General features: G+C 65.1%; 17 protein-coding genes. 7 read left to right on the top strand and 10 right to left on the bottom strand.

Annotation, left to right across the window (positions count from 1 at the left end; translation table 11 throughout):
* Positions 1 to 11: 11 nt before the first annotated feature.
* The gene (pcaG, locus tag AB4Z51_RS17050) at positions 12 to 638 is read right to left on the bottom strand and encodes a protocatechuate 3,4-dioxygenase subunit alpha (RefSeq protein ID WP_085402158.1); all 627 of its coding nucleotides are present in this window, start codon (positions 636 to 638) and stop codon (positions 12 to 14) included.
* Positions 639 to 642: 4 nt separating this feature from the next.
* On the bottom strand, positions 643 to 1425 hold the full coding sequence (gene pcaH / locus AB4Z51_RS17045; protein WP_041955084.1) for a protocatechuate 3,4-dioxygenase subunit beta: 783 nt from the start codon (positions 1423 to 1425) through the stop codon (positions 643 to 645).
* 95 nt (positions 1426 to 1520) lie between these two features.
* Between pcaH and AB4Z51_RS17040 the strand changes: the two genes are divergently transcribed.
* From AB4Z51_RS17040 to AB4Z51_RS17025, 4 genes are all read left to right on the top strand, one after another.
* The gene (locus AB4Z51_RS17040; RefSeq protein WP_085402159.1) at positions 1521 to 2450 is read left to right on the top strand and encodes a LysR family transcriptional regulator; all 930 of its coding nucleotides are present in this window, start codon (positions 1521 to 1523) and stop codon (positions 2448 to 2450) included.
* Positions 2451 to 2530: 80 nt separating this feature from the next.
* On the top strand, positions 2531 to 3835 hold the full coding sequence (gene pncB, locus AB4Z51_RS17035; RefSeq protein WP_028159033.1) for a nicotinate phosphoribosyltransferase: 1305 nt from the start codon (positions 2531 to 2533) through the stop codon (positions 3833 to 3835).
* Positions 3836 to 4081: 246 nt separating this feature from the next.
* Complete coding sequence (locus AB4Z51_RS17030) at positions 4082 to 5395, top strand: GGDEF domain-containing protein (RefSeq protein WP_441497663.1); 1314 nt, start codon at positions 4082 to 4084, stop codon at positions 5393 to 5395.
* A 312-nt stretch (positions 5396 to 5707) separates the two neighbouring features.
* Positions 5708 to 8296: an autotransporter outer membrane beta-barrel domain-containing protein gene (locus tag AB4Z51_RS17025; RefSeq protein WP_245344127.1), complete on the top strand. Its 2589-nt coding sequence runs from the start codon at positions 5708 to 5710 to the stop codon at positions 8294 to 8296.
* Positions 8297 to 8309: 13 nt separating this feature from the next.
* On the opposite strand, the gene AB4Z51_RS17020 is transcribed toward AB4Z51_RS17025, so the two are convergent.
* Complete coding sequence (locus AB4Z51_RS17020) at positions 8310 to 8942, bottom strand: TetR/AcrR family transcriptional regulator (RefSeq protein ID WP_085402161.1); 633 nt, start codon at positions 8940 to 8942, stop codon at positions 8310 to 8312.
* 679 nt (positions 8943 to 9621) lie between these two features.
* On the opposite strand from AB4Z51_RS17020, the gene AB4Z51_RS17015 reads away from it, so the two are divergent.
* Both AB4Z51_RS17015 and AB4Z51_RS17010 read left to right on the top strand, forming a co-directional pair.
* Positions 9622 to 13026, top strand: coding sequence for an acyl-[ACP]--phospholipid O-acyltransferase (locus AB4Z51_RS17015; RefSeq protein ID WP_441497662.1), 3405 nt, complete (start codon positions 9622 to 9624; stop codon positions 13024 to 13026).
* The gene (locus AB4Z51_RS17010) at positions 13019 to 13714 is read left to right on the top strand and encodes an esterase/lipase family protein (RefSeq protein ID WP_085402164.1); all 696 of its coding nucleotides are present in this window, start codon (positions 13019 to 13021) and stop codon (positions 13712 to 13714) included. The genes AB4Z51_RS17015 and AB4Z51_RS17010 overlap by 8 nt, the downstream gene beginning before the upstream one ends.
* On the opposite strand, the gene AB4Z51_RS17005 is transcribed toward AB4Z51_RS17010, so the two are convergent.
* From AB4Z51_RS17005 to tcuA, 4 genes are all read right to left on the bottom strand, one after another.
* The gene (locus AB4Z51_RS17005) at positions 13707 to 14258 is read right to left on the bottom strand and encodes a disulfide bond formation protein B (protein WP_354079026.1); all 552 of its coding nucleotides are present in this window, start codon (positions 14256 to 14258) and stop codon (positions 13707 to 13709) included. The genes AB4Z51_RS17010 and AB4Z51_RS17005 overlap by 8 nt on opposite strands.
* Before the next feature lie 25 nt (positions 14259 to 14283).
* Entirely contained in the window at positions 14284 to 14442 is a 159-nt protein-coding gene (locus AB4Z51_RS17000; protein WP_201266196.1) for a DUF5993 family protein, read from the bottom strand.
* A gap of 70 nt (positions 14443 to 14512) precedes the next feature.
* Positions 14513 to 15619: a tricarballylate utilization 4Fe-4S protein TcuB gene (tcuB, locus tag AB4Z51_RS16995; protein ID WP_085402165.1), complete on the bottom strand. Its 1107-nt coding sequence runs from the start codon at positions 15617 to 15619 to the stop codon at positions 14513 to 14515.
* Positions 15606 to 16997, bottom strand: a complete 1392-nt coding sequence (gene tcuA, locus AB4Z51_RS16990) for an FAD-dependent tricarballylate dehydrogenase TcuA (RefSeq protein ID WP_441497661.1) — start codon at positions 16995 to 16997, stop codon at positions 15606 to 15608. The genes tcuB and tcuA overlap by 14 nt, the downstream gene beginning before the upstream one ends.
* 150 nt (positions 16998 to 17147) lie before the next feature.
* Here tcuA and AB4Z51_RS16985 point away from each other — a divergent pair, with 150 nt between their 5' ends.
* Positions 17148 to 17831: a GntR family transcriptional regulator gene (locus tag AB4Z51_RS16985; RefSeq protein ID WP_085402167.1), complete on the top strand. Its 684-nt coding sequence runs from the start codon at positions 17148 to 17150 to the stop codon at positions 17829 to 17831.
* A gap of 10 nt (positions 17832 to 17841) precedes the next feature.
* Here the strand turns inward: AB4Z51_RS16985 and ybaK are convergent, their stop codons facing one another.
* The 3 genes from ybaK to AB4Z51_RS16970 form a co-directional block, all read right to left on the bottom strand.
* Positions 17842 to 18315 (bottom strand): Cys-tRNA(Pro) deacylase, encoded by a 474-nt coding sequence (gene ybaK / locus AB4Z51_RS16980; protein WP_085402168.1) that lies wholly within the window; start codon positions 18313 to 18315, stop codon positions 17842 to 17844.
* Between the two features lie 144 nt (positions 18316 to 18459).
* Positions 18460 to 21228 carry a formate dehydrogenase subunit alpha gene (fdhF, locus tag AB4Z51_RS16975; protein ID WP_085402169.1) on the bottom strand — a complete coding sequence of 923 codons (2769 nt, stop codon included), beginning with the start codon at positions 21226 to 21228 and terminating at the stop codon, positions 18460 to 18462.
* Entirely contained in the window at positions 21225 to 22928 is a 1704-nt protein-coding gene (locus tag AB4Z51_RS16970; RefSeq protein WP_441497660.1) for an NADH-ubiquinone oxidoreductase-F iron-sulfur binding region domain-containing protein, read from the bottom strand. Before AB4Z51_RS16970 ends, fdhF begins: the two co-directional genes overlap by 4 nt.
* Between the last annotated feature and the right edge of the window lie 40 nt (positions 22929 to 22968).

Raw genomic sequence — 22968 nt, 5'->3', positions numbered from 1 at the left:
TCGGCGGATCGTCAGACGTCGAAGAACACCGTCTCCTCCGCCCCCTGCAGATTGATCGTGAAGGAGTACACGACCTTGCCGGCGCGCTCACCGCGCGTGGCGATCAGCGTCGCGCGCCGCACCGGCGGCTCGACCAGGTTGAGCACGGGGTCGGCGGCATTCGCGGCTTCTTCGTCGGAGAAATAGAGTCGCGTATTGAGACCGATGTTGATGCCGCGCGCGACGATCCAGATATTGACGTACGGCGCGCATTTGCGGCCTGCCTTGTCCGTGATCGCGCCCGGCTTGATGGTCTCGAAAGTGACGAGGCCGCTGTCGAAATCGGAGCCGGCGCGGCCCCAGCCGCGAAACTCCTCGTCCACCGCGCCGGCCAGGCGATCGGCCGGATGGTTATAGCGGCCGGTTGCGTTGGCCTGCCAGATTTCGAGCAGCACATCGCGCAGCGGCGTGCCGCTGCCGTCGAACACCTTGCCCTCCAGCGTGATGCGCTCGCCTGGCGTGTTCGGCGTCACCAGCACGTTAGAAAAGTTCTTCTCAAAAATGTCGAAGCCGGCCATGGCAGGGATCAGGCCGATATGGACGTAGGGCCCGGCGGTCTGCGAGGCGGTTTCCTTGAGATAGTCGAGCGGCTGCGGCATTGGCTCAATTCCCCGCGGTGCGATTTTCGAAATAGGTGGAACGCTGGCCGCGCAGCACGATGTCGAAGCGGTAGGCGAGCGAGTCGAACGGCGTCGAGGCGTTGAGGTCGAGCGGCGCCACGAGGCGGTCGAGCGCGTCCTTGTCCGGAATCGTCGTCAGGATCGGACAGACCGGGATCAGGGGATCGCCCTCGAAATACATCTGGGTGATCAGCCGCTGCGCAAAGCCCGAGCCGAACACCGAGAAGTGGATGTGGGCGGGACGCCAGCTGTTGACGAAGTTGCGCCAGGGATAGGGGCCCGGCTTCACGGTGCGGAAATAATAGTAGCCGGTGTCGTCGCTCAGCGCGCGGCCGCAGCCGCCGAAATTCGGATCGATCGGGGCGAGATAGGTATCCTTCTTGTGCCGGTAGCGGCCACCGGCATTGGCCTGCCAGAACTCGACCAGCGTGTTCGGCACGCCGCGGCCGGTCTCGTCGAGCACGCGGCCATGGACGATGATGCGCTCGCCGACGGGATCGCCGTCCTTGGCGTAGTTGCGGATCAGATCGTTGTCGAGCGGGCCGAGATCGTTGTGGCCGAACACCGGACCCGTGATCTCCGAGACCGAGTTCTCGATCGACAGCAGCGGCTGGCGCGGCGAGCGCAGCACCGAGGACTTGTAGCCGGGCGCATGCGCCGGCGGATGGATCGAATGGTCGCGCTGGAAGAAGCCGCCGTCGCGCGGCGTGAACGGCTCGGGTCGGTTGAGGCGGGGATCCTGCAAGGCTGGCGCCTGGACGTTCATCGGCGTTGTCTCTCCCTGTGGCGCCCGGGTCCGGGGGCGCGGCTTATCGGGAGATCATGGGACGATCTATTCTCAAGATAAATAGATCGATTATAATGAATTACATGAAGGAAATCGATCATTTGGCGCTCGACGGCCACGCCCTCGAACTGTTCCTTGCCGTGCTGGAGGAAGGTTCGGTCACGGCGGCAGCGACGCGGCTTGGTCTGACGCAATCGGCGGTCAGTCACGGGCTGAACAAGTTGCGGCGGATCGCGGGCGATCCGCTGTTTGCCAAATCCGGCCGCGGCATCGTCGCCACCGCCCATGCCCAGGCCTTGGCCGCGAAAGCGCGGGCGCTGATCGACGAGATGCGCAGCTTTGCCGGCGGCGTCACCTTCGAGCCGGCGCGCGCGCAGCTTTCGCTGACGATCGCCGCCAACGACTTCCAGCGCGATCTGCTGTTGCCGCGGTTTTTCGACCATGTCGCGGGACAGGTCAGGAGCCTGAACCTGCGCGTGATCCCCTCGCAGTCGCCGTCGCCCGCCATGCTGCGCGAAAACCGCTGCGATCTCATGGTCACGCCGCTGCCGCCATCCGGCGTGGACATCGTGCAGAAGCGGCTGCTCAGCGATCACTACGTCTGCTACTTCGATCCCAAGGTGCGCACAGCTCCGGCCGGCCGCAGTGCCTATCTCGCGGCACGCCACATCACGGTGGTCTATACCGACAACGAGCGGCTCGACTTCGACCGCCGGCTGGCGGCGAACGGCTTTCTGCGTGACATCGCCATCTCCGTGCCGAGCTTTTCCGGCGTGCCGCCCTTCCTGCGCGGCTCGCAGATGCTGGCGAGCATGCCGAGCCTGCTCGCCTCCGGTGTGATGCGCGGTTTCGCGCATGTACCGATTCCGCTAGCGTCGCGGACAAAGACGCTGGCCGAGCTGCCGATGTTCATGGTCTGGCATCAGCGCTATCAGAAAGACCCGGCCCATCGCTGGATCCGCGGCCAGCTCGAAACCGTGGCGGCAACGGCGGCCGGAGACTGAGCCTCGGTTACGGTTTCAGGGAAGTCTGCCCTTCGCCAAACCCACTGGTTGCGCGAGGGCCGCCACGCTAGAATTGTCCCATGACAGTGACCGATATTGCGAGCCGGACCTACAATCATAGCTGGCGGCTGGACCCCATCATCCGCAGCCTGCTGGATACCGACTTCTACAAGCTATTGATGTTGCAGATGATTCGGGAGGACTATCCGAATCAGCAGGTGACCTTCTCGGTCATCAACCGCTCGCGCCATGTGCGGCTGGCCGAGATCATCGACGAGGGCGAGCTGCGCGCCCAGCTCGACCACGCCCGCACCATCCGCTTCGCCAAGAAAGAGCTGATCTGGCTTGCCGGTAACACCTTCTACGGCAAGACCCACATGTTCTCGGCGGACTTCATCCGCTGGCTGGCCGAATTCCGGCTGCCCGAATACGAGCTGCGCAAGGTCGAGGGCCAGTACGAGCTGCATTTCCACGGCCCCTGGACCCACACCACGATGTGGGAAATTCCGGCGCTCGCCATCCTCAACGAGTTGCGGTCGCGCGCCGCGATGAAGGGCCGCGGCCGCTTCGAGCTCGACGTGCTCTATGCCCGCGCCAAGGCCAAGCTGTGGACCAAGGTCGAGCGGCTGCGCCAGCTCGAGAATTTGCGGCTCTCCGACTTCGGCACCCGCCGCCGCCACGGCTTCCTTTGGCAGCGCTGGTGCGTCGAGGCGGTGAAGGAAGGCCTGGGCCCGTCCTTCATCGGCACCTCCAACGTGCTGCTGGCGATGGACAATGATCTCGAAGCCATCGGCACCAATGCGCATGAGCTGCCGATGGTCGCGGCTGCGCTTGCCAAGGACGACGAGGAGTTGCGCTGGGCGCCCTATCGCATTCTCGACCAATGGCGCCAGACCTATGGCGGCAATCTCCTGATCGCGCTGCCCGACGCCTTCGGCACCAAATCCTTCCTGCGCGATGCGCCGGAATGGGTCGCCGATTGGACCGGCTTCCGCCCCGACAGCGCGCCACCGATCCAGGCCGGCGAGGAGATCATCGCCTGGTGGGAAAAGAAGGGCCGCAACCCCAAGGACAAGCTGCTCGTCTTCTCCGATGCGATGGATGTCGGCTCGATCGAGGAGACCTATCACCACTTCTCCGGTCGCTCGCGGCTCTCTTTCGGCTGGGGCACCAACCTCACCAATGATTTCGTCGGCTGCCCGCCGGACGGCTCGTTCAATCTCGATCCCATCTCGCTGGTCTGCAAGGTGTCGTCGGTTGACGGCCACCCGGCCGTCAAACTCTCGGACAATCCGGAGAAGGCGACCGGCATGCCCTCCGAGATCGAACGCTATTTGCGCGTGTTCGGCGACGCTGGCCGCGTGCGCAAGCCGGTGCTGGTCTAGCGCCGGACCAAACTCTCTCGATCAGGTAAACCGCGCAGGACGAATGCGAGGCATCGGTTCGCTACGACCGTATCGGTTCCGGTTCGTCGGCATTTGCAACGATCTGCGGGCATCCGCTTCACGACGCTTTCACCCTGCAGTGCAGTCGCTTGCGTCTTTGGGGTCGAGTTAAGCAACTTTCCCCTCTACTTGGCGTTGCAGGCGCGACGCTCCGGTGGGGTCGTTGATCGATTTGGGGAATGCAGGGTGTTTCGCAGAACAGCGACGTCGACGAAGGGGCGTAGTTTCCTTCACGTCATCAAACYTGTCTCGCCATTCGTGATGGTCGTCGTGCTCCAGGCAACGATCGCGGGATTCAGCCTCGAAGTGATGTCATCGGTCCGCGCCTATGTCGCGGGCGAAGCGATGTGGTCGCGGTCACAGAAGAACGCCGTCTATTTCCTCAATCTCTATCTGCATTCAGGCGAGGCGAGCCAGTTCACCCACTACCAGGCGTCCCTTGCCGTTCCCATCGGCGATGAGTTCGCGCGCTGGGCACTCGAGCGCGATCCGGTCGACGTCGAGGCCGCCCGCGTCGGGTTTCTGCAAGGCGGCAACCATCCCGATGACGTTCCGGGATTGATCTGGCTGTTCCGTTATTTCAGCCGCGTCAGCTTCCTCCAGGAAGCGATCCACGAGTGGGCGGCCACCGATCCCATGTTGCTGGAGCTCAGCGTCTTCGGCGAGGTCATCCGGTCCGAGTTGGCGCACGGACCCATTGAGGACCGCGACCGCCTGCGGCTGCTGTCGTCGCGGCTCTCGGAACTCAACACGCAGTTCACGGTGCATGCAAAGCGGTTCTCGACCGTCCTCGGCGAAGGCTCCCGCGCCATCAAGGTAACGCTGACGTGCATCAACATCGTGGCGGCCGCGACACTGATCCTGCTCCTGATCTGGCACACGCGGCGCTTGATGCTGCAACGACAGGCGTTCGAGGATGCGTTGCATGCCGAGAGGGAGCGCCTGGCATGGCAGGCATCGCACGACTGGTTGACCGGCCTGTCCAACCGCCGCGCCTTCGAGGCGCGCCTGCAAAGCGTGCTGGACACCACCGCGGCGGGCTCGCTGGGCCTGATCCTGCTCGACCTCGACCAGTTCAAGAGCGTCAACGACACCTGCGGCCACCTCGCCGGCGACCGCCTGCTCTGCCAGGTCTCGCGCCTGCTGCAACAGGACCGGGGGCCGCATGATCTGGTGGCCCGGCTCGGCGGCGACGAATTCGGCCTGATCCTGCCGCAATGCTCGCCCTCGACCACCGTCGATATCGCCGAACGCCTGCGCAGATCGCTCGAGCTGTTCACCTTCGCCTGGGATGATCGTTGCTTTGCGGTGACCGCCAGCATCGGCGTCGCCTGTATCGCGGACGGCAACACCACGCTCGAGGACGCCATGCGGCGCGCGGATGCCGCCTGCTACCGTGCCAAGGAAAAGGGGCGCAACCGGGTACAGGTCGACAACGGCAGACCGGACGTCGTCGTCGTTGCAACCCGTCCGCGCGAAGCCGTCGCGGCGCGAGGCTGATAGGCGCCGGCGCCCTCTCAACCCCGGCATCCGATTGCAGACATCGTCCAACGGCGTCGCGACGGCGAAGCTGTGTGACGCCGCGGCCACATTGCTCCCGAAAAAACTGCGTCTTTCGCTTTCCGCCACACCGCCTTGCGCGCTGATCCACGATGGCCGGAACCTCCCCCGCTAAGCATGGCACCAGCCAACGTTGCGGTCCGAATTCCGCCCGGACCGTGCCGAAAGAGGAGTTTGCAGGTGCCCTGGAATGGTTTGTTGCCCCCGCCCCAGATCCGTCGCGCGAAGACGTGTCGGCGGCATGCGTTTCTCTTGAGCACCGCGATCGGCGCCGTTGCCGCAGGTAGTGCGCTGCCGTGGCTCGCGACGCCGGCAGAGGCGGCCTGTGTGGTGACCGGAAGCGGCGCGCAGGCAGCGCTGCAGTCAGGCGATTCGATCACCTGCACCGGAGCGGGCAACACCCAGGTCAAGACGGCGCCCGTGGTCAGCGGTGTCACCGTCAACATTGGCGACGGCACCGCGACCTCCGTGAACGACCCGACCTTTGCCAGCGTTGTCCTCGAGGCGGCATCCAATAGTGCGGTCAAGGTCTTCGGCAACGCAACCGTCACCTCTGCCAACAGCGACGGCATTGACGTGATCGGCGGTGGCGGCAACACGATCACAGTGGATGCCGGCGCCATGGTTGGGTCATCGAGCCTCGCCACGTCGGGGCTCGCACTGGCCAATTCGAGCAACAATATCATCGTGATCGGAGGTACGGTCGGAAACGGCGTGACCGGAGCCATCAGCATCAGCATCGGTGCCGGGTCGGCGAACAATCAGGCGAACATCCTGTCGAGCGGCTTTGTCCATGCCATCAATGTCGCGGCCGTCGATCTGAGCGGCGCGGCCGACGGCAACGTCGTCAGCAACGCCGGCACGATATCAAGTGCCTCGGGCACGGCAATCATCGGCTCGGCCAATCAGGACACCATCATCAACTCAGGCACGATCATCAGCGGTGGCGTCAGCACGGCTGTCGACCTGAAGGGAGGCAACGACGTCTTCGAGTTGCGAGCGGGATCGAGCATCACGGGATGGGTCCTCGGCGGCAACGGAACGGACACGCTGCGCCTGGGCGGTACTGCCAACGCAGCGTTCAATCTCAGCATATTCGGCGCGGCCGGTCAGTTCCGGGAATTCGAGGCGCTGGAAAAGACCGGCAGCTCCACCTGGACGATGAACGGTTCGACGACCGAGATCGCGAGCATGAATATCCTGGCCGGCACCCTCGAGGTGAACGGCTCGATGCCCAACATCGCCACGACCGTCAGCGGGGGCATTCTCAGCGGCAACGGCGCCATCGGCAATATGACCGTGCTGTCAGGCGGCACGGTCTTGCCCGGCAATCTCGGTACGCTGACGAGCAATGGCAACGTCACGTTCAACGCCGGTTCGACCTACGCGATCTCCGTCACCGCTACCGGACAATCCGAGAAGATCCTCGCGGTCAACGCAACGTTGAACGGCGGCACCGTCGCAGTCAACACGATCGCCGGCGCCTATAACCCCTCGACGCAATACACGATCCTCAGCACGACGACTGGCGTCATCGGCAGCTTCTCGGGCGTCACTGTCAGCGGATACAATCCGCAGCTCTTCGCTTCCTCCCTCAGCTATGACGGGTTCAGCGTCTTCCTGACGCTCAACTACAACAACGCCGCATTCCTCTCCATCGCCCAAACGCAAAACCAGAAGGCCGTGGCCGGCGCCTTGAGCGCGTTCGGTCCCAACCTGCCTTTCCTCTCCTCCTTCGCAGGCGAGAGCGACGCCCAGCTCCGTTACAGTCTGGACCAGCTTTCGGGTGAAGCGGCCACCGGCGCGCAGCAGGGCGCCTTCCAGTTCACGAGCCAATTCCTCGGCCTCATGCTTGATCCGTTCGTGGGTGGACGCAGTGGCATGAGCACCGGCGACACGGCGCTCGGCTTCAGCCCCGAACGCGCCGCGCTGCCGGACGATATCGCCCTCGCCTACAACAAGGTGCTGGGGACGCCGGCCATGAAAGCGCCGGCCTTTGCGGAGCGTTGGACGGCTTGGGGCACGGCGTTCGGCGGCACCAACCGCACCGGCGGCGACCCCGTCGTGATCGGCAGTCACGACCTCGGCGCGCGCGCCGGCGGCGTCGCGGCCGGCGCCGATTATCATTTCGGCCGCGATGCGCTTGTCGGTTTCGCGCTGTCGGGCGGCGGCACCAAATGGGATCTCGCGCAGGCGATCGGCGGGGGCAAGAGCGATGCAATCCAGGCCGGCGTCTACACCGCCGTGCGCACAGGGCCAGCCTATTTTGCCGCCTCTCTCGCCGTGGCCAATCATTGGATGTCGACAGATCGGCTCGCACCGTTCGGCAACCAGCTCACCGCCAAATTCGACGCGCAAACCGTCGGAGGCCGCATCGAGGGCGGCTATCGCTTCGCCACGCCGATTGGCGGCTTCACGCCATATGTGGCGGCGCAGGCGCAGGCTTTTCGCACACCGACCTATACCGAGGCCGATCTGGCCGGCAGCGGCTTTGGCCTGACCTATCAGGGACGCACGGCCTCCGACACACGGAGCGAGCTCGGCGCGCGCTTCGATCGCGCGACGCTGGTCACGCCGAATTCGGTCCTCACGTTGCGCGGCCGCGCGGCCTGGGCCCATGATTGGGTGAGCGACCCGACGCTCGTCGCCGCATTCCAGGCGCTGCCCGGCGCGAGCTTCATCGTCAACGGCGCAACGCCGGCAAAGGACACCGCGCTCGCATCTGCCGGTGCCGAGCTGAAGTTTTCGAACGGCGTTGCCCTGTCGGCGAAGTTCGACGGCGAGTTCGCGGCGCGCAGCACCACTTATTCCGGCACCGCGAGCCTGCGATACGCGTGGTAGCCGCTTGGTCTCCTCAAGACGACCGCGCGCCGACCGGCACGATCCCGAGGCCGGCAAGATGCGTATCGAGGAATTGCTCGACCTGCTGGCGCAGCATCTGGGGCGGCACCGCCACCATGCGCTCCTCCAGGCCGAGCGAGATGATTCCATGCACGGCGGAAAACAGCGTGCGCGACAGCAGCGCGATCCTCACGTCGTCCGCAGCCGGTAGCAGCCGCACCAGGGCTGGATGCATCAGCGCGAAAGCGTCCATCACCATCTGAAGGATGTCGTCGGGATAAGGACGATCGTCCTCCATCCGATGCTCGAACAGCGAGCGCAGCAGGTTTGCGTGCTCGGCGAAGAATTCGAGATAAGTCTCGGCAAACCCGTAGAGCTGGCGAACGGGGTCCTCGGCCGGAACCTCGGCGAGCCGTACCGTCAGCGCCTGAACGGTCTCCCGGTTCACCGTCAGGATCACCCCGTCGAAGTCGCCGAACTCGTTATAGACGCTGCCCACCGAGCAACCGGCGGCCTCCGCAACGTCACGAACTTTCAATGATCTCAGTCCCTTAGCTGAAATGATGCCGCGGGCGATCTCCAGGATCTGGAGCCTCCGCCGATTTTTTTTCTGGTCGCGTGGCGATTCTTCTTGAACATTGTTCATTTTCAAGCTACTCATGTGAACATTGTTCAAATTAACCCGGAGATCTGCAAAATGCAAACCCTCGCTGTTGATATCGCCTCCACCTTCGTCGACGACGCCGCGGCTCTCGTGACCGGCCTTGGCCGCACCCTGCTGCGGTTCGCGATGGCGCCGATCGATCGCATCGCAAATGCCTGCGACATTGCCGGCGTGCTCACCGAGCGCCGCGCGACCTTCCGGATGTGGCGGGCGAGCCGCGCCCGTGCCCGTCACGCGGGCCGCCGGTTCAGCCTGCTCGGCCGCCTCTCGCCCTTTCGCCACCTCGCTCATCTCACGTGAGGCGGGCGCACCCGGGACGTTCCGGTCGGCTCGAATGCAAGACCCGGTTGCAAGGAAGGACTTACCATGTCCCGACATTCGCAGCCGATGTCGCGGCCTTTGGCGATGCGGTTCAACATTTCCTCATCGCCCGGCGCGGTATCCGGGACAGCGCGGCCGGTCCGTCCGAACCACGGCTGCGACCAGATATTTGCGAACCTAACGAGACCATTTGGAGACCAACAGGATCGGAAGGGTCGAGGGGACAGAGCAGGCCGGCGACCGTCGTCATCCAGCCATCGTTCGTCCCGTAAGCTTCCGGTCGTGACGCCTCACCGACAACCTAACAATCTCAGGCTGCCTTCCCAAAACAGGACTTGTCATGATCAGGGAATTGATGTCGTCACGCCGCTTCGCGCCGCTGTTCTGGGCGCAATTTTTCTCGGCGCTCAATGACAACGTGCTCAAGAACGCACTCGTCATCATCCTGCTTTACAGTGCCGCGACCGGTCACGGCGACGCGCTGGTGACGGTCGCAGGCGCCGTCTTCATCTTCCCCTATTTCATCCTGTCGGGGCTCGGCGGCCAGCTCGCCGACAAATACGTCAAATCCGTCGTCGCGCGGCGGCTCAAATTCGCGGAGATCTTTGCTGCGGCCTTTGCCGCCGCCGGCTTCTTCCTGCACTCGGTGCCGCTGCTGTTCACGGCGCTCGCGCTGTTCGGCACCATCGCCGCCCTGTTCGGCCCCGTGAAATACGCCATGCTGCCGGACCAGCTCGAGCTCGGTGAGCTCGCAACCGGCAACGCGCTGGTCGAAGGCGCGACTTTCATGGCCATCCTGCTCGGCACCGTCGCCGGCGGCCAGTTCGTGGCCGGCTCCGCGCATATGGGCTGGGTTGCATCGGCCGTGGTCGTGCTGGCCCTGCTGTCCTGGGCCTTCGCCTCCCGCATTCCGCAGACGACGCCATCCGCCCCCGACCTGCCCGTCAACGCCAATCCCTGGACCTCGACGGTCGGCCTGTTGAAGACGCTCTACGCGGACAAGCGGCTGTGGGACGGCACCGTGATCGTCTCGTGGTTCTGGCTGGTCGGCGCCATCGTGCTGTCGCTGCTGCCTGCGCTGGTCAAGGACGTCGTCGGTGGCACCGAAGGCGTGGTGACGCTGTGCCTCGCGACCTTCGCGATCGGCATCGCCATCGGCTCGCTGTTCGCCGCCAGCCTGAGCCATGTCCGCCCGAACCTCGCGCTGGTGCCGATCGGCGCCATCATCATGGGCTTTGCCGGTCTCGATCTCGCCTGGGCCATCGGCGTGACCACCAGGGGCCAGGACATCGCTGCGGTCGACTTCGCGACCTCGTTCGCCGGGCTGCGCATGCTGATCGACTTCGTCGCCTTCGCGTTCGGCGGCGGCCTGTTCGTCGTTCCCTCCTTCGCTGCCGTGCAAGCCTGGTCGGCACCGTCCGAGCGCGCCCGCATCATCGCCGCCGGCAACGTGCTGCAAGCCGCCTTCATGGTAGCAGGCTCGCTGTTCGTCGCGCTGTTGCAGGCGGGCGGATTGCATGTCGGCTGGATCTTCTTCGGCCTCGGCGTCGCCAGCTTCGGCGCAGTGTGGTTCGTGCTGACCAAGTGGGGCAAGGAAGGCGTCCGCGATTTCGGCGGGCTGCTGTTCCGCGCGCTGTTCCGCACCGAGGTTCGCGGGCTCGAGAACCTGCCGCCTCCGGGCACGCGCATGCTGATCGCGCCCAACCATGTCAGCCTGATCGACGGCCCGCTGCTGCACGCCGTGCTGCCGATCGATGCGAGCTTCGCGGTCGATACCGGCATCTCCAAGGCCTGGTGGGCCAAGCCGTTCCTGCGCGTCGTCAAGCACTACACCATGGACCCGACCAAGCCGCTGGCCGCGCGCGACCTGATCAAGCTCGTCGCCGCCGGCGAGCCGGTGGTCATTTTCCCTGAGGGACGCATCACCGTCTCCGGCTCGCTGATGAAGGTCTATGACGGCACCGCGATGATCGCGGACAAGGCCGACGCGGTGGTCGTGCCCATTCGCATCGAGGGCGCGCAGCGGTCGCATCTCAGCTATCTCAACGGCAGCCAGATCAAGCGCTCCTGGTTTCCGCGGGTGACGGTCACGATCCTGCCGCCGGTCAAGCTTCCGGTCGATCCGGCGCTGAAGGGCAAGGCACGCCGCAATGCCGCGGGCGCCGCGCTCCAGGACGTGATGATCGACGCCATGGTCAAGAACGCCATGCTCGACCACACCCTGTTCGAAGCACTCGGACATGCCTATCGCGACCGCGATACCGGCAAGGTGATCATCGAGGACGCGCTCGGCACCAAGCTGACCTATCGCAAGCTGATCCTCGGCGCGCAGGTCTTGAGCCGCAAGCTCGAGGCCGGCACCACGGCCGGCGAGAATGTCGGTGTGTTGCTGCCGAATTCCGCGGGTGTCGCCGTCGTCTTCATGGCGCTGCAAAACATCGGCCGGGTCCCGGCGATGCTCAACTTCTCGGCCGGCCCGGTCAACGTCCTCGCCGCCATGAAGGCCGCGCAGGTCAAAACCGTGCTCACGTCAAAGGCCTTCATCGAGAAGGGCAAGCTCGACAAGCTGATGGCCGCGGTCTCCGCAGAGGCGCGCGTCGTCTATCTCGAGGACGTCCGCGCTTCGATCGGTACGGCCGACAAGATCAAGGGCCTGCTCGCAGGCACTGCGCCGCGCGTCGCCCGCCAGGCCGACGATTCGGCTGTCGTGCTGTTCACGTCGGGCTCGGAAGGCACGCCCAAGGGCGTGGTGCTGTCCCATCGCAACATCCTTGCGAATGCGGCGCAGGCGCTGGCCCGGGTCGATGCCAACGCCAATGACAAGGTGTTCAACGTGCTGCCGGTGTTCCACTCGTTCGGGCTGACCGGCGGAATGATGATGCCCCTGCTCGCCGGCATTCCGATCTACATGTACCCCTCGCCGCTGCACTACCGCATCGTGCCGGAGCTGATCTACCAGACCGGCGCCACGATCCTGTTCGGCACCGACACCTTCCTCACCGGCTACGCCCGTTCGGCGCACGCCTACGACTTCCGCACGCTGCGCCTGGTGATCGCCGGCGCGGAGGCGGTGAAGGATCGCACACGTCAGGTGTTCATGGAACGCTACGGCATCCGCATCCTGGAAGGCTACGGCGTCACCGAGACCGCGCCGGTGCTGGCGATGAACACGCCGATGGCCAACCGTCCCGGCACCGTCGGCCGCCTGTCACCGCTGATGGAAAGCCGCCTCGATCCGGTCCCCGGCATCGGGGAAGGCGGACGCCTCTCGGTGCGCGGACCGAACGTGATGCTCGGTTACCTCAGGGCCGAAAATCCCGGCGTGCTCGAACCGCTCGCCGAGGGCTGGCACGACACCGGCGACATCGTGGCGATCGACGCGGCCGGCTTCATCACCATCAAGGGCCGCGCCAAGCGCTTCGCCAAGATCGCGGGCGAAATGGTCTCGCTGTCGGCGGTCGAGAGCATCGCGACGACGCTGTGGCCGCAAGCCGCCTCGGTCGCCGTGTCGATCCCCGACCAGCGCAAGGGCGAGCGCATCGTGCTGCTGACGACGGAGAAGACCGCCGAGCGCAGTGCGATGCAGGGCCAGGCCAAGGCGATCGGCGCGTCCGAGCTGACCGTGCCCGCGGCGATCATGGTGGTCGACAAGGTGCCGTTGCTCGGCACCGGCAAGACCGACTATGTCACGGCAACGACGATGGCCCGTGAGCAGGCGTCCTCGCCGGAGCGCGAGGTTGCGTAAAGACGACAAGTCCACGGCCGTCGCTCCGGCGGAAGCCCGGTGCGACGGCGTGGTCCTGCTTCACGGCATCGGCGTCGGTGCCTGGACGCTGAAGAGGCTGGATCGGGCGTTGCAGCGTCACGGCTTCGCCACGCTCAATCTCGACTACCCCAGCCGCAAGAAGCCGCTCGAGGAGCTTGCGGAAGACATCCACGCGCCGGTCGCCGCGTTTGCAAAGCAATGCGACGGCGCGATCCACTTCGTCGCCCATTCCATGGGCGGGCTGCTCGCCCGGGTTTACATCGCGAGATATCGTCCGGTGCGGCTCGGCCGCGTCGTGATGCTGGGCACGCCCAACGGCGGCAGCGAAGTCGCCGATCTCCTGAAGGACCTCTCGCTCTACCGCGCTGTTTTCGGTCCAGCCGGCTCGCAGCTTTCGACAGCCCAGCCCCCTGTGCTCGCCGCCCTGCCGCCTCCCGATTATGCGATCGGCGTCATCGCGGGATGCCGCACCATCGCGCCGATCGCCTCGGCCTTTGTCCTGCCGCGGCCCAATGACGGACGGGTTTCAGTCGCAAGCGCGAAGCTGGCCGACATGGCCGACCACATCGTCGTCAAGGCATCGCACACCGGACTTCCACGAAATGCCGTCGCGATCGAGCAGACGATCGCGTTCCTGCACGACGGCCGCTTCAATCCGATCACTTGAGCAGGAGATAGCGAACCGGGTTGTCGTCGCACTGCCCCGCGCCGCACTCCAGCACGGTGGACAAGAGATTGGCGGCGACCAGCAACGCAAAGATCGCGAAGACCGTGTTCGATGCCGCACCGTTCAAAGGCGCGTCCCCGTCTCGCTTGCCGGTCACATCCTTCAGGATGAAGACGAGCGCGACATAACACACGATCCCGATCGCCGCGATCAGCGCCCAGGTATAGAAGTGCAGCCCGAACAGTGCCGAGCCGTATCCAGGATCGCCGGGCGCAAGATGCAGTGACACCTGCCGCATCGAGATGAAGCCGGTGACGAGGCTGGAAACGAGGATCATCGCGTAGTGAGACCCGCGTTCACCGAGGCGCATGTTGAACAGGAACCCCATGCCGACCGCGATGAACCCGGCCCTTTGCAACAGGCAAAGCGGACAGGGCAGCTCGCCGAGCGCAAGCTGATAGGTGAACGCCACCGTCAGGATCAACGAGATCCCGAGCAGCCCAAGCATGTTCAGGATCGCGCCGACCGGCCGTTGCTCGCTCATCTCTGCAGTGCCCATCTCGACACCGTCAGAACGAGAATTTGAGTGGATCGGTCGCGTGGTGGAAGAACCATGCGACCGTGACCACGACTGTTGCGCTCCAGAGCGCATAGCTTAGTCCCGCGCGCGAACGCCAGGCACTCGCGCAGCCCGCGAGCGCCAGCAGGAAAGGCAGAAACATGTACATGAGCGCGGGCTCCCTAAGCGATTCGCGCTGTGCGCGAACGGCCCAGAAATACGTCAGCCGCGCATGCCTCTCAAGAGCCGGCTTCGCTGCGCCGCTCCTGCGCATAACGCACCAGCGCCACCAAGCGATAGATGCCGTGCACGAACTTGCCATAGGGCATGGTGATGAACAGCGCGAACACCGCGCCGAGATGCAGAGCCAATAGCGGTCCCATGGCAGCGGTCTCGCGCAGGACAAGCAGCGCCATGCCGGTGAAGCCGGTCAGAAACAGCATGGCGATGAAGCCGACGTCCATGCCGTAGCGCTGCTCGTCGAGCAGTTCCGGTGCACGCCGCGTTTTCGCGACGAACAGGCCGATCGGACCGACGATGAGACCGATGCCGCCGAGTGTCCCCAGCACCACGGGCAGATCCCACCACGGATACGGCGCCTCGCGGCTCCAGAGGTAGTGATAGAGCGTCGCCACCGACGTCGCGGCGAAGCATAGCAGAAAACCGTAGAACGTCAGGTGATGGAAAAGCTTGCGCCGGTCGGTCGGCTTGTCGTCCTCGTTGTAGCAGCCGACGCCGCCACCGTGGAGATAGCGCAGCTCGCCGGCATCGCGGACAGCCTGGAAGATCGAGCCGCCGTCGGCGCGACCGCCAATGGGAGCTCCGATGTCGCGCCAGAAGGCACGCACGCTCATCACCAGCGCGAGGATCGCGTAGAGGAAGGCGGCGCTGAACAATGCGGCCATCGCGTTGTGCGGCATCAGCTTGTAGAAGGCACCAGGGCCGGTGTGCACACCGAACAACACGCTGTGGCCGTTGAGGGCCGCAAAGCCGAGGATAAAGGCGGCCATGCTGAGCGCGGCGATGACGCTGATGACGAGCCCGTTGCGGGCGAAGGCACCGGACAGCGCCTGCGGCCAGGCATAGGCCGCATAGGACTCGGCGCGCGCAACCGCAAGCGTCTTCGGAACGTTGACGTTGAACTCGTGCGGCGGCGAGAACTGACAGTCGACGTAGCAGGCGCCGCAGGAATGGCAGAGGTTTGCGAGATAGTTGAGATCTCCGTCGGAGAAGGCGCGCCGCATCTCCATGGCGGGAAATACCGCGCAAAGACCCTCGCAGTAGCGGCAGGAATTACAGACCGTCATCAGACGGTCGGCTTCGTCCAGAATTCTAGTTCCGTGCATGTTTCGCCGCTTCCCGTCCCGCGATCCGCCCGAACACGCTGCCGATGGTCATGCCCATGCCGGCCGCATAGCCCTTGCCGAGCACGTTGCCGGCCATGATCTCGCCGGCCGCGAACATGTTGGCGGACGGCTTGCCGTCAGCCATCAGCATCCGCGCCTCCTTGTTCACGCGCGTGCCGAGATAGGTGAAGGTGATGCCGGGCCGCACCGGATAGGCGAGATAAGGCGGGGTCTCGATTTTGCGTGCCCAATGCGTCTTCGGCGGCGTGATACCTTCAGTCACGCAGTCGTCCAGAATGGTGTGATCGAAGGTGCCGGGCCGCACGGCCGCGTTGAACTCGGTGACGGTCTTCTCCAGCGCAGCCGGATCGAGCTCGAGCTTGCCGGCCAGCACGGCGACGGTCTGCCCGGCGATCGGCGGGAACAGCGTCGGCATGAAGCTGGTGACGACGGTGGAATCGAAGATGATGTAGGCGATCTGGTCGGGCTGCGCCGCGACCAGCCGGCCCCAGATCGCATAGCGCTTCGGCCAGATGTCCTCACCCTCGTCGTAGAATCGCTGGGCATGCTTGTTGACGACGATGCCGAACACGACGGAGTCGTGGCGGGTGATGATGCCGCCGTCGAATTTCGGCGCACGGGCGTCGATTGCGACCGCATGGCACTGGGTGGGATCGCCGACCTCCTGCACGCCCTTGTCGAGCAGCATCTTCAGGATCGATCCGCGATTATAGGGCGTGCCGCGGATCAGGAAATTGTCCGCGGCTTCGCCCCAATATTGCTTCAGCCATTCGATGTTGGCCTCGAACCCGCCGGCAGCGGCGACCAGCGACGTCGCGCGGATCTCGGTCTCGCCCTTGATCGGCCGCTTGAGGCGCGCGGCGAGGAACATGCCGTCCTCGATCACGAGATCGGTGACCTCGGCGTCGTACTCGACATCGACGCCGAGCCGCTCGGCGGTCAGATAGAGCGCGTTCAGCATCGCGCGGCCGCCGCCGAGAAAGAAGGAGTTGGTACGGCCGAGGCTCAGCGTGCCGCCGAGCGAGGGTTGCCAGCGCACGCCCTGCTCCAYGATCCAGTTCAGGATATCCTTGGACTCCCGGATCATGTGCCGGGCGAGCACCTCGTCGGTCTGGCCGCCCGTCACCAGCAGCAGATCTTGCCAGAATTCCTCTTCGGTGTAGGGACCGGTCAGGATCTCAGTCGCCGCATCATGGGCGCAGCGCATGTTGCGGGTGTGGCGGGTGTTGCCGCCGCGATAGAATTTTGGCGCGCCCTCCAGCACCAGCACCGAGGCACCGCCGCGGCGCGCCGAGATCGCCGCGCACAGTGCCGCATTGCCGCCGCCGATCACCAGCACGTCGTATTTGCTGCTCATCCCGTCTGCCCGATGCGACGAAGTTAGAGACATTCTGCCGCCGAGGACCCCGATCGACCCACGGCAGCCATTGCGTACGTTTGTATACAAAGATATACATCGGCGCGGCAAGTGCCATCTCTGCATGGGCAGGATGCGCCGTGAGGGAAGATGGCCAGGCGCGTGGCAAAGTCAGGCGGATCGATCACACGCGGCGGCGGCGTGGCACTGGGCGAAGCCGTGTTCCGCTCGCTGTGCGAGGCGCTCCAGGCCGGCAGTTACCGTGCCGGAGACCGGCTGCGCGAGGAAGAGGTCGCGCAGCGGCTCAAGGTCAGCCGCACGCCGGTCCGTGAGGCGCTTGGCCGTCTCGCGGCCCGCGGCTTCGTCGAGCCCGCCGGCGGCCGCGGACTGATCGTGCGCGACCTCGATATTTCCGAGGTGCTCGAGCTCTACGCCATGCGGGAGATCATGGAAGGTGCTGCAGCGCGCCTGGCCGCCGAGCACACCTCCACTCCCGAAGTCCACGCGCTCAGGGATATCGAGCAGGCCTTTGTCGAGGCGTCGGCGTCAGACGCTGCCGAGATGGCGCGGCTCAACCGCGCCTTCCACGAAGCCATCTGCCGCGCGGCGCGCAACCGCTATCTCGACAACGCCTCGCGCGAATTGCAGGACTGGATCGCGCTGCTGGGCCCGACCACCTTCACGGTGACGGGCCGTCCCTCGACCAGCCACGGCGAGCACCAGGCCATCATCGACGCCATCGCCGCACGCGACGGCGACAAGGCCGAGCAGCTTGCGCGGGCGCATATCCGCGAGGCGTTGCGCTGCCGGCTCAAACTGCTGCAGAAGCAGTAACGCGCGGCGCTCACGCGAGCACATCCGCGACGACCGCTTTGAGGACATCGCGCACATCGCCCGGCTTCAGCCGAACCTGCAAGCCGCGCTGGCCGCCGTTGAGATAGACCTGATCATGTGCGAGCGCGCTCTGCTCGATCACGGTGCGCACCGGCTTGCGCTGCCCGAACGGGCTGATGCCACCGACCTTGTAGCCGGTGACGCGCTCGGCCTCCGGCGGCTTCATCATCTGCGCCGACTTGCCGCTCGCGGCAGCGGCGAGCTTTTTCATGGAGACTTCCTGGTCGGACGGGACGACGACGCAGATCGGCTTGCCGTCCACCAGCGCCATCAGCGTCTTCAGCACGCGCGCGGGGTCCTCACCAAGCGCAGCGGCGGCCTGCAGGCCGATGCTCTCGGCGTCGGGATCGTAGTCGTAGGTGTGCACGGTGAAGGCAACGTCGGCGGCTGCAAGCGCGCGCGTGGCTGGGGTGACTTTGGACATGGGTCACGTTTACCACCGTCATTGCGAGGCGCGAAGCGACGAAGCAATCCAGAATCTTACCGCGGAGGTAGTCTGGATTGCTTCGCTACGCTCGCAATGACGGTGTGGGCGCGGATGCCCGCCACAGCCGTCGTCCTGGCGAAATTACTCCGCCGCGTCCCGCATCTCCGCGCGCTCGGCCCTGGCCGCGCAGAACTTGAACTCCGGGATCTTGCCGAAGGGATCAAGCGCCGGGTTGGTCAACAGGTTGGCCGCCGCCTCCGCGTAGCAGAACGGCATGAACACCATGTTCTCCGGCACGTCGCGATCGGAGCGGACCTTGACCTCGACCGCACCGCGGCGGGTCTCCAGCCGGATGAAATCGCCGGGCGCGAGCTTCTTCCGGTGCATGTCCTTCGGCGACATGAACGCGACCGCCTCCGGCTCGATCTGGTCGAGCACCTGCGCGCGGCGGGTCATCGAGCCTGTGTGCCAGTGCTCGAGCACGCGACCGGTCGAGAGCACCATCGGATATTCGGTGTCGGGCAGCTCATCCGGCGGGATGACCTTGGCCGGCACGATCTTGCCGCGGCCGCTCGCGGTCGGGAAGCCCGTGGTGAAGATAATCTCGTTGCCGGGCTTGTTCGGATCATCGGCCGGATAGGTCACGGCACCTTCGCGCACCAGCCGCTCCCAGCTGATGTTCTTGAGCGAGGGCATCAACTCCGCCATCTCGGTGTAGACGTCGCCGGGGCCGGAATAATTCCAGGGCAGGCCCATCCGCTTGCCGATCTCCTGGATGATCCAGAGATCCTGCCGCGCATCGCCCGGCGGCTTGATCACCTGGCGCGCGAGCTGCACGCGGCGATCGGTGTTGGTGAACGAGCCGTCCTTTTCGGCAAAGGCCGAGGCCGGCAGGATGACGTCGGCATGGAACGCGGTCTCGGTGACGAAGAGATCCTGCACGACGAGATGATCGAGCATGGCCAGCGCCTGGCGCGCATGCTGGAGATCGGGATCGGACATCGCGGGATTCTCGCCCTCGATATACATGCCCGTGATCTCGCCGGCATGGATCGCGTTCATGATCTCGACCACGGTCAAACCGCGGACGGGATCGAGATCCTGCTGCCACAGTTTTTCGAAATTGCCGCGCAGATCGTCGCGGCTGACCGGCTGATAATCCGGCAGGAACATCGGGATCAGGCCGGCGTCGGAGGCGCCCTGCACGTTGTTCTGGCCGCGCAGCGGATGCAGGCCGGTGCCGGGACGGCCGACCTGGCCGGTGATCAGCGCCAGCGCGATCAGGCAGCGCGCATTGTCGGTGCCGTGGACATGCTGGCTGATGCCCATGCCCCAGAAGATGATCGACGACTTTGCCCGCGCATAGGTGCGCGCAACCTCACGCAGCGTTTGCGCCGGGATGCCGCAGATCGCCTCCATCTTCTCCGGCGTGAACTCCTTGATCTTCTCCTTGAGGTCCTCAAAACCTTCGGTGTAGCCGGCGATATACTGGTCGTCGGTCAGGCCCTCGGTGATGATCGTGTTGATCATCGCATTCAGCATGGCGACGTCGGAGCCCGGCTTGAATTGCAGATGCTTGGTCGCGTGGCGCGACAGCGTCTGCCGGCGCGGATCCATCACGAACAGCTTGGCGCCATTCTGCTTGACCGCGTTCTTGATGAAGGTCGCGGCGACCGGATGGTTCACGGTCGGATTGGCGCCGATCACGATGATGACTTCGGCATCCATCGCAGCCGAGAACGGCGCCGACACCGCGCCCGAGCTCAGGCCTTCGAACAGCGCCGCCACCGACGAGGCGTGGCAGAGCCGCGTGCAATGATCGACATTGTTCGAGCCAAAACCGGTGCGCACCAGCTTCTGGAACAGATAGGCCTCTTCATTCGAGCCCTTGGCCGAGCCGAAGCCGGCCAGCGCCTTCACGCCCTTCTCATCGCGGATCCTGACGAGGCCCTTGGCCGCGATGTCGAGCGCTTCTTCCCAGCTCGCTTCGCGGAAATGCGTGAAGGGATTAGCGGGGTCGACCTGGTCGTTGGAATCCTTCTTCGCATTCGGCAGCCGCACCAGCGGCTTGGTCAGACGATGCGGATGGTGGATATAGTCGAAGCCGAAGCGGCCCTTGACGCAGAGACGATTGTGATTGGCGGGCCCGTCGCGGCCTTCCGCGTAGATCACCTTCTCGTCCTTGACCTCGTAGGTCACCTGGCAGCCGACGCCGCAGAACGGGCAGAGCGAATCCACCTTCTTGTCGGCGTAGACGACACGGGTCTGCTTCTCGTCGAGCATGACGGCCGGCATCAGCGCGCCGGTCGGGCAGGCCTGCACACATTCGCCGCAGGCGACGCAGGTGGACTCGCCCATGGGATCGTCGAAGTCGAACACGATCTTCGAGCCATGGCTGCGATACGCCATACCGATGACGTCGTTGACCTGGACCTCGCGGCAGGCACGCACGCAGAGGCCGCACTGGATGCAGGCATCGAGGTTGACACGCATCGCCGGATGGCTGGCGTCGGTCGCCCAGCGCTCGGCGGCGGGGAAGCGGCTCTCGGTGACGCCTGTGGTCTCGGCCCAATGCCAGAACTTCGAATCCGGATCGTGCGAGGTCTCGCGCGCCGGCTGGTCGGCGACGAGCAGCTCCATCACCATCTTCTGCGCGGACACCGCACGCGCGGATTCGGTCTTCACCTTCATGCCGACCGACGGTGTGCGCTTGCAGGAGGCGGCGAGCACGCGCTCGCCCTCGATCTCGACCATGCAAGCGCGGCAATTGCCGTCGGGGCGGTAGTCGGGCGCCGGCGAATAGCACAGATGCGGAATCTCGCGGCCCTGGCGTTTTGCAACTTGCCAGATCGTCTCGCCGGGTTTGGCCTCGACCTGCTTGCCGTCGAGCTCGAACGTAATTTTGGTCATTCGGCCGCTTCCTTGAACTCGTCAGGGAAATATTTGATCACGGTAGACAGCGGATTCGATGCCGCCTGTCCGAGCCCGCAGATCGAGGCATCACGCATCGCCTGGCTCAATTCTTCCAGAAGTGCGCGGTTCCAGACGGGCTTCTGCATCAGCTGCGCCGCCTTCTGGGTTCCGACACGGCACGGCGTGCACTGGCCGCAGCTCTCGTCCTCGAAGAACTTCATCAGGTTCAGCGCGGCCGCGCGCACGCTGTCCTTTTGCGACAGGATCACGATCGCGGCCGAGCCGATGAAGCAGCCGTATTTCTCCAGCGTGCCAAAATCGAGCGGGATGTCGTCCATGGACGCCGGCAGGATGCCGCCCGACGCGCCGCCCGGCAGGTRCGCGTAGAACTGGTGCCCGTCGGCCATGCCGCCGCAATATTCGTCGATCAATTCGCGCACGGTGATGCCGGCGGGTGCCAGCTTCATGCCGGGGTTCTTGACGCGGCCCGAGACCGAGAAGCTGCGCAGGCCGTGACGCTCATGGCGGCCGTTGCCCTTCCACCAATCCGCGCCCTTCTCGACGATGTCGCGCACCCACCACAGCGTCTCGATGTTGTTGATCAGCGTCGGCAGGCCGAACAGGCCGACCTGAAACGGATAAGGCGGCTTGTGCCGGGGCAGCCCGCGCTTGCCCTCGATGCTTTCGAGCAGCGAGGATTCCTCGCCACAGATATAGGCGCCGGCGCCGCGGCGCATGTGCAGCGTCGGACCGCCCGGAGGAAGCTTTGCGATCTCGCGCTCGAGGATCTCGCGCGATGCCGGATATTCGTCGCGCAGATAGATGTAGACGTCGGAGGCCTGCACGACATGCGCGCCGAGCAGCATGCCTTCGATGAAGCGATGCGGATCGCTTTCGAGATAGACGCGGTCCTTGAACGTGCCAGGTTCGCCCTCGTCGCCATTGATCGCCATCAGCCGCGGGCCGGGTTCGCCCAGCACCGCGCGCCATTTCCGGCCCGTGGGGAAGCCGGCGCCGCCGAGGCCGCGCAGCGAGGCGTCGTCGAGCGCCTTCAGCAGATCGTCCTTCGGCAATTCGCCCGAGCGCACGCGATTGAGCAGCTTGTAGCCGCCGCCGGCGACATAGGCGTCGTAGTCAACGTATTCAGGCAGATGCGCGTGGGTATCGCCGGCCTTCGCGGCCGCCATCACATTAGCCACGGTCGCGTGATCGACGAAGTTGTGACCGACTTCAGCCGCCGGCGCGGTATCGCAGCGGCCGACGCAGGGCGCGCGGACGACGCGGATGCCCGGACCCGATGTGCTCTGCAGGTCGGCGAGCAGCTTGTCGCCGCCGAGCATTGCGCAGGTCAGTGAATCGCAGACGCGGATCGTCAGCGGCGCGATATCGGGCTCGCCTTCCTTCACCACGTCGAAATGCGCGTAGAAGGTCGCGGTCTCGAACACCTCGGCGAAGGCGAGCTTCATCTCGTCGGCAAGCGCGGCGAGATGAGCGGCCGAGATCTGGTGATATTTGTCCTGGATCAGGTGCAGATATTCGATCAGGAGGTCGCGCCGCCGCGGCCTGTCGCCGAGCAGCTGCTCGATCTCGTGCGCGGCGGTGGGATCGACCTGCCGCCCCTTGGGCGTGGCCTTGGCTCGCTTCCGTCCCTCGCCCGGGTGTTCGAACGAGCGGACCTCGTGCACGTCGTGACTCATCGATGCGTCTCGTATCTCTTCTTTAGAACGAGTCCAACTC

It is taken from the genome of Bradyrhizobium sp. 2TAF36 (assembly GCF_052114925.1).
GTDB lineage: Bacteria > Pseudomonadota > Alphaproteobacteria > Rhizobiales > Xanthobacteraceae > Bradyrhizobium > Bradyrhizobium barranii.
Note: the sequence above shows the minus strand (reverse complement) of the source record. Positions and strands in the feature narration are given on the sequence as shown.

Bases quoted from the DNA above. Each gene is read 5' to 3' on its own strand.
- pcaG (WP_085402158.1), bottom strand. From the start codon at position 638: ATGCCGCAGCCGCTCGACTATCTCAAGGAAACCGCCTCGCAGACCGCC.
- pcaH (WP_041955084.1), bottom strand. From the start codon at position 1,425: ATGAACGTCCAGGCGCCAGCCTTGCAGGATCCCCGCCTCAACCGACCC.
- AB4Z51_RS17040 (WP_085402159.1), top strand. From the start codon at position 1,521: ATGAATTACATGAAGGAAATCGATCATTTGGCGCTCGACGGCCACGCC.
- pncB (WP_028159033.1), top strand. From the start codon at position 2,531: ATGACAGTGACCGATATTGCGAGCCGGACCTACAATCATAGCTGGCGG.
- AB4Z51_RS17020 (WP_085402161.1), bottom strand. From the start codon at position 8,942: ATGAACAATGTTCAAGAAGAATCGCCACGCGACCAGAAAAAAAATCGG.
- AB4Z51_RS17015 (WP_441497662.1), top strand. From the start codon at position 9,622: ATGATCAGGGAATTGATGTCGTCACGCCGCTTCGCGCCGCTGTTCTGG.
- AB4Z51_RS17005 (WP_354079026.1), bottom strand. From the start codon at position 14,258: ATGAGCGAGCAACGGCCGGTCGGCGCGATCCTGAACATGCTTGGGCTG.
- AB4Z51_RS17000 (WP_201266196.1), bottom strand. From the start codon at position 14,442: ATGTACATGTTTCTGCCTTTCCTGCTGGCGCTCGCGGGCTGCGCGAGT.
- tcuB (WP_085402165.1), bottom strand. From the start codon at position 15,619: ATGCACGGAACTAGAATTCTGGACGAAGCCGACCGTCTGATGACGGTC.
- AB4Z51_RS16985 (WP_085402167.1), top strand. From the start codon at position 17,148: ATGGCCAGGCGCGTGGCAAAGTCAGGCGGATCGATCACACGCGGCGGC.
- ybaK (WP_085402168.1), bottom strand. From the start codon at position 18,315: ATGTCCAAAGTCACCCCAGCCACGCGCGCGCTTGCAGCCGCCGACGTT.
- fdhF (WP_085402169.1), bottom strand. From the start codon at position 21,228: ATGACCAAAATTACGTTCGAGCTCGACGGCAAGCAGGTCGAGGCCAAA.